The 15,639-nt window shown below is 72.6% G+C and carries 11 protein-coding genes; 7 read left to right on the forward strand and 4 right to left on the reverse strand.

All coding sequences use genetic code 11. The features are described from left to right. Positions 1-2 precede the first annotated feature (2 nt). Positions 3-548, forward strand: coding sequence for an FHA domain-containing protein (locus ACFWWQ_RS06050; protein ID WP_384590816.1), 546 nt, complete (start codon positions 3-5; stop codon positions 546-548). Between the two features lie 173 nt (positions 549-721). Here the strand turns inward: ACFWWQ_RS06050 and treY are convergent, their stop codons facing one another. Further along, positions 722-3,349 carry a malto-oligosyltrehalose synthase gene (gene treY / locus ACFWWQ_RS06055; RefSeq protein WP_384590819.1) on the reverse strand — a complete coding sequence of 876 codons (2,628 nt, stop codon included), beginning with the start codon at positions 3,347-3,349 and terminating at the stop codon, positions 722-724. Between the two features lie 304 nt (positions 3,350-3,653). Further along, a complete protein-coding gene (glgX, locus tag ACFWWQ_RS06060) occupies positions 3,654-5,807 on the reverse strand; it encodes a glycogen debranching protein GlgX (protein ID WP_384590822.1) in 2,154 nt (717 codons plus the stop codon). Between the two features lie 620 nt (positions 5,808-6,427). Between glgX and ACFWWQ_RS06065 the strand changes: the two genes are divergently transcribed. Both ACFWWQ_RS06065 and ACFWWQ_RS06070 read left to right on the forward strand, forming a co-directional pair. Next, on the forward strand, positions 6,428-7,675 hold the full coding sequence (locus tag ACFWWQ_RS06065) for an SAV2148 family HEPN domain-containing protein (protein WP_384590825.1): 1,248 nt from the start codon (positions 6,428-6,430) through the stop codon (positions 7,673-7,675). Between the two features lie 192 nt (positions 7,676-7,867). Continuing rightward, a complete protein-coding gene (locus ACFWWQ_RS06070; RefSeq protein ID WP_384590828.1) occupies positions 7,868-8,590 on the forward strand; it encodes a 3'-5' exonuclease in 723 nt (240 codons plus the stop codon). Between the two features lie 24 nt (positions 8,591-8,614). Here ACFWWQ_RS06070 and ACFWWQ_RS06075 read toward each other — a convergent pair whose 3' ends face one another. Beyond that, a complete protein-coding gene (locus tag ACFWWQ_RS06075) occupies positions 8,615-9,505 on the reverse strand; it encodes an aminoglycoside phosphotransferase family protein (protein ID WP_384590831.1) in 891 nt (296 codons plus the stop codon). Between the two features lie 604 nt (positions 9,506-10,109). On the opposite strand from ACFWWQ_RS06075, the gene ACFWWQ_RS06080 reads away from it, so the two are divergent. Together ACFWWQ_RS06080 and ACFWWQ_RS06085 are read left to right on the forward strand one after the other, a co-directional pair. Beyond that, complete coding sequence (locus ACFWWQ_RS06080; protein WP_384590834.1) at positions 10,110-11,327, forward strand: S8 family peptidase; 1,218 nt, start codon at positions 10,110-10,112, stop codon at positions 11,325-11,327. 268 nt (positions 11,328-11,595) lie between these two features. Then, entirely contained in the window at positions 11,596-12,183 is a 588-nt protein-coding gene (locus ACFWWQ_RS06085; protein WP_384590837.1) for a glycosyltransferase family 2 protein, read from the forward strand. On the opposite strand, the gene ACFWWQ_RS06090 is transcribed toward ACFWWQ_RS06085, so the two are convergent. Further along, the gene (locus ACFWWQ_RS06090; protein WP_384590840.1) at positions 12,122-13,429 is read right to left on the reverse strand and encodes an MFS transporter; all 1,308 of its coding nucleotides are present in this window, start codon (positions 13,427-13,429) and stop codon (positions 12,122-12,124) included. The genes ACFWWQ_RS06085 and ACFWWQ_RS06090 overlap by 62 nt on opposite strands. A gap of 784 nt (positions 13,430-14,213) precedes the next feature. Between ACFWWQ_RS06090 and ACFWWQ_RS06095 the strand changes: the two genes are divergently transcribed. Together ACFWWQ_RS06095 and ACFWWQ_RS06100 are read left to right on the forward strand one after the other, a co-directional pair. Then, a complete protein-coding gene (locus tag ACFWWQ_RS06095) occupies positions 14,214-14,456 on the forward strand; it encodes a hypothetical protein (RefSeq protein WP_384590843.1) in 243 nt (80 codons plus the stop codon). A 3-nt stretch (positions 14,457-14,459) separates the two neighbouring features. After that, a complete protein-coding gene (locus ACFWWQ_RS06100; RefSeq protein WP_384590846.1) occupies positions 14,460-15,632 on the forward strand; it encodes a CaiB/BaiF CoA transferase family protein in 1,173 nt (390 codons plus the stop codon). The last annotated feature ends 7 nt before the right edge of the window (positions 15,633-15,639 follow it).

The raw sequence follows: 15,639 nt of genomic DNA on the forward strand, positions 1-15,639 counted from the left end.
GCATGACTTCGCTCGACTTCCCCGCCCGACCGGCGCGCCCGTCGGACGCGGACCGGGAACGTGCGCTGCATCTGCTGCGCGAGGGTGCCGCGGAGGGACGGCTGTCGCAGGACACCTTTCTGCGCCGGCTGGAGCTGGTTCTCACCGCGCAGCAGCACTCCGAACTCTCCCTGGCCACCGCCGACCTGGAGAGTCACGGCCGGGTGCAGAGCGCGCTGTTGCGGGCGGTGGGCCGGGTGTCGGCGTTCCACCTGCGGATCCGCCGCGCCTGGCGTACGGAGCGGCTGCCGAAGCTGATGCTCCCGGTGCCCGGGCCGATCCCGCTGAGCATAGGGCGGGCGCCTGGCGCCGGGCTGCGCCTCAACCACGAGACGGTCTCCCGCACCCACGCCGAACTCCGCAGCGAGGGCAGCGGCTGGATGCTGCGCGATCTCGGCTCGACCAACGGCACCTGCGTCAACGGCCTCCGGGTGGTCGGCGAGGTCCCGGTGGGCCCCGGCGACCACATCAGTTTCGGCACCATGGACTACGTCCTGACGGAGCGCTGACCGCCGCGCCCGGGGCGGTCACCGGCGGGAGCGGCCGACGGCGGGAGCGGCCGACGGCGGGAGCGGCCGACGGCGTGACGCGGGGGGCGTGGGCCCATCCGCCGCGCGCCCCGGGCGGGGGCCTCGGAGGGCCGTCACGCGGGGGCGCGCGCGAGGGACCGAGCGCCGTCGGCTCACTCCGTCGTCAGCAGCGCCACCGGCGCCCCGTCCCCTAGCTCGTCGAGGCACACCGCCGTACCGCCCGCCCATGTGCGGCCGGTCAGCACCTCCCGCCACCGCCCCGCGTCCGGCAGCCGCAGCGTGGTCCCCCGCCAGCCGCCGGACCGCGCCAGGCGCAGCGACAGCCGGGTCGCGACGGAGACCGCCGCCCCACCGCGGCAGAAGGCGACGCAGTGCCCGGCCGCGGGCCCCGTGGCGCGCAGCGGCGTGTACGAGCCGTCCGCGCCGAACGCGCGCGGGCGGGCGCGCCGCAGCCGCAGCGCCGCGGCGGTCAGCCGCAGCTTCTCGGCGGACAGACCGGACGGGGCGCCGCCGTCGTCCAGCCGGGCGAGGAGGGCGGGCAGCGGCCGGGCCGGGCGGCGGTTGTCCGGGTCCACCAGGGCGGCGTACTCCCGCTCGGTGTCCTGGTAGAGGTCCGGGACGCCGGGCATCGTCAGGTGCAGCAGGGCCGTGCCGAGCACATTGGCGCGGAGGAACGGCGCCAGTTCGTCCTCCAGTTTCCGCAGCACCGCGGCGGCCGGTCCGCCCGGCCCCGCGCGCACGAACCGCGCGACGGCATCCTCGTAGCCGGTGTCCGGATCGGTCCACGAGGTGCGCAGTCCCGCCTCCCGTACGGACTTGAGGACCGCGGCCGTCAGCCGCTCGGCCTTCGACGATTCCCCGGCGGGCGGTGAGCCCAGCCCGAAGGCGCTCTGCCAGCCGAGCCACGCCACCAGCGGATCCGGCGCCTCCGGGCCACCCCGAGGGCCGTCGTCCGCCTCGCCCGGGGGAGCGGCTTCCGGCGCGCCCAGGGGATGGCCTTCCGGCTCACCCGAGGGACCGCCCTCCGGCCCGCCCCGGGGCCACGCGCCCGCCTCGTGCAAGGCGTCGCGCCATCGGTCGGGGCACTCCGACAGCACAGCGATCCGCGCCCGGACATCGGCGCTGCGCTTGGTGTCGTGGGTGGTGAGCACCGTCGACGTCCCCGGCCACTCCGCCTGGAGGTGCGCGCAGTACGCGTGGAACGCCTCCGGATCCAGCGCGGGCTGTCCGGGGTCGCCGCCCACCTCGCAGGCCGACAGGAGCGCCGGATGGCGGTAGCCGGCGGTGTCCTCCACGGACTTGGCGTGCAGGGCGGACGCGGTCTGCGCGAACCGCGCGGCGAACGCGGCCACCTCGCCCCGGAGCGCCTCGCCCCCGGGAGCCGGGTCCGGGGCGCCCCGGACCTCGGCGCACGCCCCCTCGGCCTCCCCGGACGCGCCCCCGGTACCGGCCAACTCCCGGGCCGCCCCCTCCCGTTCCGTCCCGCCCAGGGCCAGCGTCCGGATCAGCTCCACCGACCGGGCCTCCGCCGCGACGGGGAACGCGTCGCGGGCGCCCCGGGCCGCCGCGTCCAGCAGGGCGGCGTCCCGGGCGGCACCGGACGCCCGCGCCGGGTACGGGCGGTACACCGGCAGCCGCACCAGCAGTTCCCGGATCGCCCGGCGCAGCGCCCAGGGCGCGTGGTCGCCGCCGTCCGCCGCGGCGATCCGCCCGGCCGCCCGCACCAGCCGCTCCACCTCCGCCGCCAGCCCGTGGGTCAGCACCTCGTACGCGGCCCGGCGCACCGTCGCCGCCCAGTCGCCGCCCTGGTCCGGGGGCGGGGCGGCGTGGTCGCGGTAGTGCACGCGCAGTTTGCGCGCCCCCTCGGGGCAGACGAAGAGGGCGTCGAGGTGGCGCAGTGCGTCGTAGCCCGTGGTCCCGGCGCAGGTCCAGTCGCGGGGCAGCCGCTCCCCGCCGGTGAGGATCTTCTCCACGACCGTGCGGCAGCCGCCCGTGGCGGTGTGCAGCCGCTCCAGATAGGCGGCCGGATCGGCGAGCCCGTCCGGATGGTCGACCCGCAGGCCGTCGAGGACGCCCTCCCGCACCAGCCGCAGCACCGTGCCGTGTGTCGCCTCGAACACCTCCGGGTCCTCGACCCGCACCCCGATCAGCTCGGAAACGGTGAAGAAACGGCGGTAGTTCAGCTCGGTGCGGGCCAGCCGCCACCAGGCGAGGCGGTACCACTGGGCGTCCAGGAGGCGCGGCAGCGGCAGGTCTTCCGTCCCCGGGCGCAGCGGGAAGGTGTGCCGCCCGTAGCGCAGTGTGCCGTCCGTGACGCGCAGGCGCGGCAGTTCGTCGCCGAGCCGCCCGGCGAGCACCGGCAGCAGCAGCCGTCCGCCGTGCCCGGCGTCCCAGTCGATGTCGAACCAGCGCGCCCAGGGGGAGCCGGGCCCGTCCCGCAGCACCCGCCACAGCGGTCCGTTGAGGGACATCGGGGCGGGGACGGCCATGTGGTTCGGGACGATGTCGGCGATCAGGCCGAGGCCGTGCGCCCGGGCGGTGGCGGCCAGGGTCCGCAGCCCGTCCTCACCGCCGAGTTCGGCGCGTACGGCTGTGTGGTCCACCACGTCGTAGCCGTGCGCCGAGCCGGGGACCGCCTCCAGCACCGGCGACAGATGGAGGTGCGAGACGCCCAGCCGGGCCAGGTACGGTACGGCCCGCCCGGCGGCGGCGAACGGGAAGTCCGGCTGGAGCTGGAGCCGGTAGGTGGCGGTCGGCGGGGGAGCGGGCGGCTGCGTCATGGGAGCAGCCGTACCCGGCGCACCGGCCCGCCCGCGCGCCCCCGCGCGCGATCCCCTCTCCGGACGCGCCGAACGGGTGGCACCCGCCCCCGACCGGCCGAGCGGAGCGAGGGCCCGGGGGCCGCATGGGGCGGCGCGCCACCGGGCTGCACGGGGCGACGCTCCGCGGGGGCACCCCAGGGCGGCGCGCCCCCCGGCCGCACACGCGACGGCCCCGCGCCACCGGGCTGCCTGGGGCGACGGGCCACCCGGGGCGACGGACTGCCCGGGGCGGCGCGCACCGGCCCCGGGCGGGACAGTCCGGCTACGCAGGCCCCACCGGCCCCCAGGACTCCGTGGGCCGCTGCAACACCACCAGGCTCCGCCCCGTCAGTGTCAGGCGGTCACCGGCCTTCACCACGGCCCCGTCGCCGTCCGCGCCGTCCGTCGCGCGGGGTCGCGCGGTGTCGACCACGACCTGCCACCGCCGCCCGTGGCGCGGCGGAACGGTGAACTCCTGCTCCTCGGGGTGCGCGTGGAACAACAGCAGGAACGAGTCGTCCGCGATCGGCTCGCCCTGGGGGCCCGGTTCCGAGATCGCCCGGCCGTTGAGGAAAACCATCAGGGACCTTGCCTGAGCCGATTCCCAGTCGTCCGGCCCCATCTCCGTCCCGTCGGTGGTGAACCACGCGACGTCCGACAGCGCGTCCTCGGCTCCTGGCACCGGCCGCCCCTGGAGGAACCGTCGCCGACGGAACACCGGATGTTCGCGCCGCAGCCGCACCAGTCGCCGGACGAACGCCAGCAGCTCCCGCTCCCCGGTGTCCTCCGGCGCCGGCCAGCGCACCCAGGAGACCTCGTTGTCCTGGCAGTACGCGTTGTTGTTGCCGCGCTGGCTGCGGCCGAACTCGTCGCCGTGGGAGAGCATCGGCACGCCCTGGGACAGCATCAGGGTGGCGACGACGTTCCGCATCTGGCGCGCCCGCAGTGCCCGGATGCCGGGGTCGTCCGTCGGGCCCTCGGTGCCGCAGTTCCACGACCGGTTGAAGCGCTCCCCGTCGCGGTTCTCCTCGCCGTTGGCCTCGTTGTGCTTCTCGTCGTACGCCACCAGATCGTGCAGCGTGAAGCCGTCGTGGCAGGTCACGAAGTTCACCGAGGCGATCGGGCGGCGCCCGTCGCCCTGGTAGAGGTCCGAGGAGCCGGTCAGCCGGGAGGCGAACTCCGCCAGTGTGCGCGGCTCGCCCCGCCACAGGTCGCGCACCGTGTCGCGGTACTTGCCGTTCCACTCCGTCCACAGGGGCGGGAAGTTGCCCACCTGGTAGCCGCCCTCGCCGAGGTCCCAGGGCTCCGCGATCAGCTTGACCTGGCTGACCACCGGGTCCTGGTGCACCAGGTCGAAGAAGGACGACAACCGGTCCACCTCGTGGAACTGCCGCGCCAGCGTCGCCGCCAGATCGAACCGGAAGCCGTCGACGTGCATCTCCTGCACCCAGTAGCGCAGCGAGTCCATCACCAGCTGCAGGACGTGCGGACTGCGCATCAGCAGGGAGTTCCCGGTGCCGGTGGTGTCCGTGTAGTGCCGCCGGTCCTCCGCGAGCCGGTAGTACGAGGCGTTGTCGAGCCCCCGGAAGGAGAGCGTGGGACCCAGGTGGTTGCCCTCGGCGGTGTGGTTGTAGACGACGTCGAGGATCACCTCGATGCCCGCGCGGTGCAGCGCCCGCACCGCCGACTTGAACTCCAGCACCTGCTGCCCCCGGTCGCCCCAGGACGCGTAGGCGTTGTGCGGGGCGAAGAACCCGATGGTGTTGTAGCCCCAGTAGTTGGTGAGCCCGGCGTCCACCAGCCGGTGGTCCTGGACGAACTGGTGCACCGGCATCAGCTCCAGCGCGGTCACCCCCAGCCGTGTCAGATGCTCGATGACCGCCGGGTGCGCCAGCGCCGCGTAGGTGCCGCGCAGCTCCTCGGGGAGGTCCGGGTGGCGCATGGTGAGGCCCTTGACGTGCGCCTCGTAGAGCACCGTCTCGTGGTACGCGGTGCGCGGCGGCCGGTCGTCGCCCCAGTCGAAGTACGGGTTGACCACGACCGACGCCATGGTGTGCGGCGCCGAGTCCAGGTCGTTGCGGGACTCGGGGCGGCCGAAGTGGTAGCCGAAGACGGCCTCGTTCCAGTCGATGCGACCGCTCAGGGCGCGCGCGTAGGGGTCCAGGAGCAGCTTCGCGGGGTTGCAGCGGTGGCCGCGCGCCGGGTCGTGGGGGCCGTGCACCCGGAAGCCGTAGCGCTGGCCCGGCATCACCCCGGGGAGGTAGGCGTGCCGGACGAACGCGTCGGTCTCGCGCAGTTCGACGGCGGTCTGTGAGCCGTCGTCGTGCAGCAGGCACAGTTCGATGCGCCGGGCGGCTTCGGAGAAGACCGCGAAGTTGGTTCCGGCGCCGTCGTAGGTGGCACCCAGTGGATACGTCTGTCCCGGCCAGACCTGCATGCGTCGGCTTCCACCTTCTCGTCGGGGGCTGCGGTGACTCCACGGCACGCGTCCGCGGACCGCCTCGGATCCTTCCCTCGACCCATCCCGCACGCCTGGTATATCCCTTGATATTCCCCGAAAAGCGGGCAATTTCGAGCCTAGTGGGACCTTACCGCCGTGTCGTCGGCGCCCGCGGCCGGTGACCATCTCCCGTACGTCAGATGCGGTAGCGGCTAGCTCATCCAGGCGGAGTCCACCAGTAGTGGCCCGGCCAATCGCCCGGCGTCCCGGCGTTCGACCCCCGCGCGCCCCGGCGGGACCGCGCGCCGTCACGCGCCCCTGCACCGGTCGTTCCGGATGCGGTGCCGAGGGCGCGGACCTGCGGCGGGCGGGCGCCGTCGCGGTGTCCGGGCGGGCGGCTCCCGCGCGGCGCCGGGCCCGCGCCCCGGGGCCGCACAAGGGCCGCCCGGGGGCGACGCGGCTATGAAACCGCTCACGTCCGCGCCGCATTTCGGGGCGCAACGGCCACGTCTGACATGCGGAGTTGACGGGCCGGTCGACTCATCCTGCTGCACCGCTCCCCGCTCCGCAGTAGTCTGCCTTGATCGTTGACACGGAGGTTCGGAAGGCGGTGGCAGGTGAGCGGCGGGCTGGAGTTGCCCCCTGGTGACGAGGGTCACGAGGGCCATGAGGGCGGCTCCGTCGACGCGCCGCCCGGCGCGGTGTCCCTGGCGCGGCCACTGGAGATCGGCGCGGAACTCGACTGGGGCGCCGACGCCTGGAGCGAGGTGCGCACCCGCGCCCGCCGGGCCGGTCGTGCCTACATCTGGCTGAATCTCGTCGAGCAGCGGCTCCGCACCGTGGTCTCCGCGGTGCTGCGCCCCATCTACGAGCCGGTGCACGGCGACGAATGGGTGATTGCCGCCGCCGGACCGGCCGGACAGGAATGGGTCCAGCGCGCGGTGGCCGTCCGGGAGGTCAGTCGCCGCAAGGGTTACCTCCTCGACCCCGCCGACGACAACATCGTCAGCTTTCTGACCCTCCCGCAGCTGCGGGAGCTGATGGTCCAGCACTGGCCCTGCTTCGAGCCGTACTTCGATGACCGCCGGGACGTCGAGCTGGGCCTCGACGAGCTGGAGGTCGCCCGCAACATCGTCTCCCGCAACCGCGCCCTGTCGGAGACCGTCCTCGCCCAGGCGGAGCGCGCCTCCGCCCGGCTGCTGGACCTCCTGGGGTCCGGCAGCGGCACCCGCACCTCCGGGCGGCTGCCCATCGACGCGGTCGAGGACCTGGTGGGCGACCGCTACGCCGATGTCGTCGGGGTCCACGCCGACCGGGTGCGGCTCCAGCGGCAACTGCCCGCCGAGGACCTGTTCGGCGGCGCCCGCCGCCTCGATGCGGTGGGCATCGGGCTCAACCTCCTCGTACAGAACTACTCCGGCCGCCGCCTGGTCCACCTCGCCGAGGCGGGCTGCCGGATCCGGCTGCTCTTCCTCAACCCCGCGAGCAGCGCGGTCCGCCGCCGCGAGCGCGAGATCGGGCTCAAGAAGGGCGAGATGAGCCGGTCCATCGAGATGAACATCCTGCACATGCGGCGGGTGCGGGCACGGCTGCGCGACCCGGGGGCGTTCGAGATCCAGGTCTTCGACGAGACCCCGCGGTTCACCGCGTACCTCGTCGACGGCGACGGGCCCGACGGGCTGGCCGTCGTCCAGAGCTATCTGCGCCGCAGCCGCGGCATGGAGTCGCCGGTGCTGGTGCTGCGCGGCGACGGACGGGACGTGGTCCGCCAGAGCGGCGGCGGCCGGGAGGGCGAGGCCGGGCTCTTCGAGACGTACCGCGAGGAGTTCGAGAGCGAGTGGGCGGACTCCCGGCCGGTGTCCTGACGTCGGGTGGAGCCTGCCCGGGCGTGGCCCGTCGCGCCTGGTCCGCCCGGTCCGCCGCGTGCGGACCACCACGGCTTCCGCCGCCCCGCCGTCCGCTTTGTCCTATCTGTTCGCGGCTGCCGGTCGCGTTGTCAGTGGCGCGTGCGAGAGTGGCGGAGCAACGGGGGACGCACCACCGAAGGAGGCCCCGCCATGAGCTGGCATCAGGACCTGTTGGCCGGTTTCGACCTGGAGACCACGGGCACCGACATCGAGCGGGACCGCGTCGTGACCGCCGCGCTGATCCGCCTGGACGGCGACGGCACGACCGCGGTCCGGCAGACGTGGCTGATCGACCCGGGCGTCCCGGTGCCCGAGGAAGCCGCCGCGATCCACGGCATGTCCACCGCCTACGTCCGTGAGCACGGCGCCCCGGCGAAGACCGCTGTGGAGGAGATCACCGAGGCCCTGGCCGAGGCCCTGCGCGCCGGGATACCTCTGGTGGTGATGAACGCCCGGTACGACCTCTCCCTCCTCGACAGGGAGTGCCGCCGCCACGGTGTGCGGTCCCTGACCGAGCGCCTGGGCCGCGCCCCTTCCCCGGTCATCGACCCACTGGTGCTGGACCGCCACGTCGACCGGTACCGCAAGGGCAAGCGCGCCCTCCAGGCCCTCTGCGGCCACTACGGCGTCCCGCTCGACGGCGCCCATGAGGCGGGCGCCGACGCCGTCGCGGCGGCCGGTGTCGCCCGGCGGATAGGCGAGCGGTATCCGGCCGTCGCCCTGCCGTCCCCGGAGGCGCTGCACGCGCTCCAGGAGGGCGCGGCCGCGGAGCAGGCCGCCGACTTCCAGGCGTATCTGCGGCGTTCGGGTAAGCCGGAGGCGTACGTCGAGGGTGCCTGGCCGCTCATCCCGCACCAGGCGTCGCACGACTGACCCACCCGCCGTCCCGGCACGCCGTCAGAACGGATACCACCGCACGGTCGTGTCCTTCTCGCGCAGCGAGGCGATGCGCCGGGCGAACTCCGTACGGGCCGCCGGGTTGCCCGGTGCGTGCTGGGAGACCCAGGCGCAGCTCGCGGTCTCCCGGGAGCCGCGCAGCACCGCACACCCCTCCCAGTCCCGTACGTCCCAGCCGTAGACGGAGACGAAGGTGTCGTACGCCTCGGCGGGCAGTCCGTAGCGGTCGCGGCTGAGGGCCAGCACCACGAGGTCGTGCTCGCGCAGATCGGAGGAGAAGGTCTCCAGGTCGACCAGGACCGGACCGTCGGGCCCGACATGGACGTTGCGGAGCAGCGCGTCCCCGTGGATGGGGCCGCGCGGCAGATGCGGCTCCAGCGCCGTCGCGGCGAGGGCGAAGGCGTCCCGGCGGCCGCGCAGATACTCCGCGTCCTGCGGGGAGACGGCGTCCCCGGCCAGCCGTAGCCACCGCTCGACGCCGCCCAGCAGGTCGCGTCGCGGCAGGGTGAAGGGCGGCTCCGGCAGGGCGTGCACCAGCCGCAGCAGCGCGGCGAGGTCGCCGGGTCCGGCGGGGCGGACGGTGTCCGGCAGCCGCTCCCAGTACGTCACGGGATGACCGTCGGCGAGCTGTGCCTCCGGCTCGGCGGCGCGTACGGCGGGGATGCCTGCGTCCGCCAGCCAGCGGGCCACGGCCAGCTCCCGTTCGGCGCGTTCGAGGAGTTCGGCGCTGCGGCCGACCCGGATGACCGGTCCGTGCTCGCCGAGCGCGAAGACGGCGTTCTCGCCGAGTGAGAGCAGCCGGGCGTCGGCAGCGGCGTCGGGCCGCCCGGCGGCTGCCAGCGCGGCGCGGGCGCGTGTCTCGGTGAAGGCGCCGGGGCGCGGTTCGTTCATGGTGATTCCTCCTGCCGGGCGTGACGTGTCCAGTTTCGCAGGTGCCTGTACCGGGGTGGGCGGGTGGACCCGGGGATGGCGGCGCGTGGGCACGGCGCGGAGGCGGGCGGACCTGGGGCGGAGGCGGCGGCCCGCCGACGGGCCCGGGCTCACGCGCGAGGGGCGCCCCGGCCACCCGTACTGGCCGGCGCGCTCCGGGAGACGATCCGCCCGCACTTCGTCGACGAACCGAGGCCGATGAACCTCGGGCTGACGCGACGGCGCCTGACGCCCACCCCGTCTTCCGTCCCGTCAGCTCCTGAACGCGCGAGCCTTATACGCCAACGGGCCCTCGGTAGCGGTCAATCCACCGTCCTTAACCGCAGATTGCCGAAATGTAAACGGCATTGAGGCTCAAATATTCAACTAACCGCTTCTTTTGATCTACTTGTGGCCGATTTTGTCTTTATGCAGGGTTGTTGTTTATCTCACAAGGGGTGGCTGGCCTTGAACTGAACCCGTCAATCCGACAGGGTTTCGATCCAGCCCAGTGCAGGGCTTCCTGCCGAACCGGGCTATTGCGCAACGCTTTCCCCCCACATCACGAACGAGGAGAACCCTCGCTATGGCTCACAAGCGTTCCAGCAAGAAGCGGCTCGTCACGGCCATCGCCGCCGCCGTAGCCGCCACTGGTATCGCCGCAGTCACCGCGGTCACCGCTGGTGCCACCCCCGCCGAAGGCAAGATTTACGGTGCCGAGGCGAAGAGCGCCGTCAATGGCAGCTACATCGTCATGCTGAAGAAGTCGGTCAGCAGCGCCTCGGTGCCCGCCACCGCCCACAACGACCTCGCCTCGAAGTACGGCGGCAAGGTCAAGCGGAACTACAGCGCCGCCCTCAACGGGTTCTCGGCCACCGGTCTGAGCGCCGACGACGCCAAGCGCCTCGCCGCCGACCCGGCCGTCGACAAGGTCGTGCAGAACAAGAAGTTCCACATAGACGCCACCCAGGACAACCCGCCGTCGTGGGGCTTGGACCGCATCGACCAGACGGACACCCAGGGCGACAAGAAGTACACCTACCCCGACTCCTCGGGTGAGGGCGCCACCGCCTACGTCATCGACACCGGCGTGCGCATCTCGCACAAGGACTTCGGGGAACGTGCGTCCTACGGCTTCGACGCCGTCGACAACGACAACGACGCCAACGACGGCAACGGCCACGGCACGCACGTCGCGGGCACCATCGCCGGTACCGACCACGGTGTCGCCAAGAAGGCCAAGATCGTCGCCGTCCGCGTGCTGGACGACCAGGGCTCCGGCACCACCGAGCAGGTCGTCGCCGGTATCGACTGGGTGACCAAGAACCACAAGGGTCCGTCGGTCGCCAACATGTCGCTCGGCGGCGGCGCGGACGAGGCGCTTGACGCGGCCGTCAAGAAGGCCATCGCCTCCGGCGTGACCTTCGCCGTCGCGGCGGGCAACGAGTCGGCCGACGCCTCGCAGGGCTCCCCGGCGCGGGTGAAGGAGGCCATCACGGTCGCCTCCAGCACCAACAAGGACGAGCAGTCGGACTTCTCCAACTACGGCAGCATCGTCGACCTCTACGCCCCCGGCTCCGACATCACCTCGGACTGGAACACCGACGACAACGCCACCAACACCATCTCCGGCACCTCCATGGCCACCCCCCACGTCGTGGGCGCGGCCGCGGTCTACCTCGGCGCCCACCCGGACGCCAAGCCGGACGAGGTCGCCAAGGCCCTCACGGACGGCGCCACGCCGGACAAGATCTCGAACCCGAGCGAGGGCACGCCCAACAAGCTGCTGAAGGTCGTCGAGTAACCGACTTCCCCCCTCAGCACCACGCGCCGGCCGTCGCGCCCGCCCCCACGGGGCGCGGCGGCCGGCGTCGTTGCGTCGAAGTGCCGTGCCGAACCGGTGAGTTATCCACAGGAGGGCGCCTCCGAAACCGTGGGATGCGTTCCCTCGCTACCGTCGGTGACATGCACGGAGGACTGCCGTTCATCGGCATCAGCACACTCGTCTACGGCCTGATCGGGCTGCTCACGCTCGTGGCCGGCGCACTTCGCACCGCAGAGGGGAGTTCGGCATGCACACCATCACCGTCATCGTTCCCGCACACAACGAGGAGGAGGGGCTGCCCGCCACACTGGAGTCGCTGGCACGGCAGACGGCGCCACCTGACCGCGTCCTCGTCGTCGACGACGCCTCCACCGACCGCACGGGCGAGGTGGCCGCCGCACACGGCGCCACCGTGCTGCGCCCGCCGCGGAACCTCGGCAGCAAGGCCCGGGCGCAGAACCACGCGCTGCCGCACTGCACCACCGACCTCGTCCTCGCCGTCGACGCGGACACCGTCCTCGCGCCCGACTACATCGAGACGGTACTGCCGGTCTTCGACGACCCGGCCGTCACCGTCGCCGCCGGCACGGTACGCACCCGCCACACCCGCACCATCTGGGAGCGCGGCGCCCGCCCGCGAGGCGCGGGCATGCGGCGCCGGCGGTCGGCTGAGCCGGGGCGCGCACCCACGCGAAGGGCGGGAGGCCGCAGCCTCCCGCCCTCGTACGCTCCCCGGCGAGGTGGTTACTCGAGGCCGCCCGACGCCATTGGGCTCAGGTGGGGAGCGTATTGCCGCGGGTCTCGGGGGCGAGGCGTACCAGGCCGATGCCGATGACGAAGACCACGGCGGTGAGGGTGAGCGGGATGGTGAGGGAACCGGTGGCGTGGATGCCGTAGCCGATGAGGAAGGTGCCGGCGGCGGCGAACCAGCGGGAGAGGGTGGTGGCGAGGGCGAAAGCGGTGGCGCGCATCCGGGTGGGGTACTGCTCGGGGAGCCAGATGGTGAAGACGGCGAAGCTGGCGCCGCCGAGACCGAGTACCGGCAGGAAGGTGAAGGTCAGGCCTATGGAGTGCATCGGGTAGGCGATGCCGTAAGCACCAACAGTGCCGACGATCATGAGGCCGTAGAGGGAGGCGAGCGCGCCGCGCCGTCCGATGCGGTCGGCGAGCCGGGGTACGGCGAAGCAGCCCACGATGGTGCACACGGCGACGGTCATCGACGAGAGGCTGGCCAGATGCACCGTGGTGTCGTGGCTGTAGCCGGCTTCGGTCGCCAGCGTGGTCATGGCGGTGGGCACGTAGGTGGCGCCGGCCCACAGACCGATGACGCACACCATGAGCAGCAGCAGATTGCCGATGGTGCGTGCGCGGTAGGGCGGTGAGAGCACCTCGGTGACGGGCTGCCAGAAGGAGCGGGCCTTCCGGCTCGACGTGTCCGCCTGCCAGCGCTCGGGTTCGGGGGTGGTGCGGCGCATGAGGAAGACGGCCAGGGCGGGGATGCCGCCGATGAAGAACATGCCCCGCCAGCCAAGCGCCGGACCGAAGAGGAGGTACACGGCCGAGATCGTGAGCACGCCGAAGTATCCGGCCGAGTGCATCGCGCCGCCGAGCCGTGCCCTGACGCGCTCCGGCATGGCTTCGGCCAGCAGAGTGCCGGCCATGGCCCATTCGCCGCCGACGCCGATGGCAGCCAGGAAGCGGCAGATGTTCCATTCCCATATGTTGGTGGCGAAGCCGGCCAGGGCGGTGAAGACGCCGTACATGAGGATGGAGGCCATCATGGCGGGCTTGCGGCCGAACCGGTCGGCGATGGGGCCCCAGATGAAGGCGCAGCCCCAGCCGAGAAGGAAGATCGCGGCGCTGATCTGCCCGTACCAGCCGATGTTCTCCGGGGTCGGGGTGATGCCGGCGGCGGGCAGCAGGGCGGTCAGCGTGGGGGCCAGGACAAGCCCGGGGATGGTCCAGCTGAAGCCGTCCATGGCCCAGCCGCCGAAGGAGCCCCAGAAGGCGTGACGCTGGGGGCCGGTGAGGCGGATGCGTGCAGGTCTGGCCGCTGGTGCCGTTTGCTTTTTGATCGCCATGGGGCCTCGATTCGGCTCGGGAGGTGGCGACGGGGGAGGGGGCGGTGCTTGCGTTCCGTCGCAGGTAGGCAGCGGGGGGAGAGAGTCGGTGAGCCCTTGCCGCATGCGGGGCGACTGCCGGTGGGGCGATGGTGGGAGGCGCCACAAGGGCCACTCGATCCTGGACCGCATTGCGGACCGCTTGACTTCATTGTGGTCCGCGGACCCTAGCGAGGCGGCCCCGTTCGCGTCAACGGTTGCCTCGGAATTGTGCTAGGCCGCCCTCGATGGCGTCACTGTGTCGTCGTTGAGCGTCATGGGGTGCGCGGTTCCCGCCTGTCGCCACCTGCGGTTCGCCCGGTCAGGGAGGGGGCTGCCGCTCGAGGGTCCGCGTCTTTGACTGCTTGACGCCTTGGCCGAGTGGCGCTCTGCCGCGGCCTCAAGGCTGCAGAGGCGCTCTTCGCGCTCTCCCGTCGCGCCACAACGCACCCCCTTGACCTGCTGCGCTGCGCGCCTATAACCTCCGGACCACTCTACGGATCAGTGGACCGCAGAGTGGACCGCTCCGAGGTGTCGATGACGAAAGCACCGTTGACCGGAATCACCAGGTGTCGGCCGGGATGTGTTTCGCCCGCCGGCCGCAGGCATACGACGGCTTGATCGTGGCCGTCGTACCGCTCCTCGTAGTGCTCGCCTTCGTCTCCCCGGACCCGGGCTGATTCACCGGCCGGGCTGATCACCTTCCCCACGCTCATTCACCGCGTCACCGAGGCTCAACCTCTGCACGACACAAGGAGAATTCAGCATGTCCGATCGCACCTGCTCACCTCCGGATGGCGCCGAACCGGTGTCGAGCGCCCTGGGCGAGCGACCGGTCCGCGGCACCTTCGCGGTCGGCCAGGCCACCGCGTCCCCTGTCGCTCCGTCGGCTGCTCCCACCGCCACGCAAATCCTCCCGGGCATCGTGATCGGCGGGGGTTTCCCGTTCCAGGGGAGGCTGGACAGGTACCCGCAGCGCACCCCCGTCTCCGTCGACTTGGGGCGCTGACGCATGGCACAGAGCACCGCAGGCCCGCTGGAGAACATCGTCGTCGTCGATCTCTCACGCGCCCTGGCCGGGCCCCAGGCGACGATGATGCTCGGCGACATGGGCGCACGGGTCATCAAGGTCGAGGCGCCGGGACGGGGCGACGAGTCCCGGGGATGGGGCCCGCCGTTCGTGGGCCCGGAAGTCTCGCCGGAGTCGACGTACTTCCTGTCCTGCAACCGCAATAAGGAATCTGTCACCGTCAATCTGAAGTCGCCGGACGGCATGGACCTGCTGACCCAGCTGGTACGGCACGGCGACGTCCTCGTCGAGAACTTCAGGCCCGGGGTCATGGAGCGACTCGGCTTCACCATCGAACGGCTCCATGAGATCAACCCCCGACTGGTGATCCTCTCGATCAGCGGCTTCGGCCACGACGGCCCCCAGGGCGGACGGCCCGGCTACGACCAGATCGCTCAGGGCGAGGCCGGGCTGATGAGCCTGACCGGCCCCGACGCGGACAGCCCGACCCGACTCGGGGTGCCGATCGCCGACGTGCTGGCCGGGATGAACGGCGCGTACGGCGTGCTCTCGGCCCTGTACGAGCGTGAGCGCACCGGGCGCGGCAAGGTCGTGCGCACCTCCCTGCTCGCCTCGATCGTGGGGGTGCACGCCTTCCAGGGCACCCGGTACACGGTGGCCGGCGAGGTGGGCCGGCCGACCGGCAACCACCACGTGGCCATAGCCCCCTACGGACTGTTCCGCTGCGAAGGCGGAGCGATCCAGGTGGCGGTCGCGAACGAGGCTCAGTGGGCCACGTTCGCCGAAATCGTCGGGCTGGACACAGCAGACCCTCGGTATGCCAGCAACGCCGAGCGTGTGGCCCACCGCGACGACCTCGTCGGGGACATAGAGAAGACGTTGCTGCAGCGGCCGGCCGCGCACTGGCTGGCCCGGCTGGACTCCGCGGGGATCCCCGCCGGGGAGGTCCGGACCCTCGACCAGGTCTACGACTGCCCGCAGACCCGGTCGCAGGGACTCGTGATCGAGGTGGACCACGCGTCGCTCGGCACCATCGAACTCCCCGGGCCCGCCGTCCGCTTCGACGACGGCGGCCGCCTCCGACACGCCGCACCACCACGGCTGGGAGAGCACAACAGCACCGTTCGCGCATGGCTGCGGGAGCAAGAGGGCTGACGTCGGC

The sequence above is a fragment of the Streptomyces sp. NPDC059080 genome, assembly GCF_042739975.1.
GTDB lineage: Bacteria > Actinomycetota > Actinomycetes > Streptomycetales > Streptomycetaceae > Streptomyces > Streptomyces benahoarensis.